Source organism: Mesorhizobium sp. P5_C1, assembly GCF_054049815.1.
Map to the genome: position 1 here is coordinate 1 of NZ_JBFULQ010001244.1, position 756 is coordinate 756.

The 756-nt window shown below is 54.4% G+C and carries 2 pseudogenes; both read right to left on the reverse strand.

Annotation, left to right across the window (positions count from 1 at the left end):
- Nucleotides 1-307 (reverse strand): annotated as a pseudogene (locus ACXJ7R_RS35135) (hypothetical protein); the annotation flags it as partial.
- 166 nt (nt 308-473) lie between these two features.
- A pseudogene (locus ACXJ7R_RS35140) lies at nt 474-756 on the reverse strand (hypothetical protein); the annotation flags it as partial.

Below are 756 nucleotides of genomic sequence, written 5' to 3' on the forward strand. Positions count from 1 at the left end.
GTCGGTAATCCGCATACACCGGCAGCGCCGCCAGCATGGATTTATAAACATCCTCCGGAAAGACCCGGTCGAACTCGAGATGGTAAAATGGCCCTTCCACCGCGCGCGCGGCCTCTACGGACTTCGCTACAAATTCCGCCAGCTTTCCTGCGGTTATAGTTTGATCAGCATTTGGAACACTCATATCGTCTCCTATTGAAGCCATACATAAAACAGCCCAAATCCGCCCACAAGCACATTTGGAAATGCTGCCGCTTGCTGCGAAATCCGGCGCATCGGTCTCCGACCCGGCATCGGCCGTGGTCAACTCAGGATCGCCTTGCCGCAATAGCTGCGGTTGAAGTCATGGGAGTCCTTATCTACTCGGTCGTAGCTCGCATAGAATACGGTGAGGCCGCCGCTATGATAACGGCGACCTTGTTGGGAGGTGGGCTAAACGGCCTTGCTTAACCGCAGACGAGCAAGCGATTAACTCACCGGCGGCGCTTGGCTGTCGAGTATGCGGGCAATCTGCTCACAGGTCCTAATTCGCTGGCTGCGCGCGTTACACTCCTTTCACGCATCATCACATCGAACACTCTGAGCAAATTGAGGTCGATATCATCGAAATTCATGAGACCTTCCTCGTTTTCACTATGCCTCGCTCGCACACTAACATCGTTTTCAACGCGCCGGACGAACGATGCCATTGCAGGCACAGGGGTGACTTGAACGCGACCTTTGGCCTGTAGGAGCAAATCGCGAACAGCTCTGATA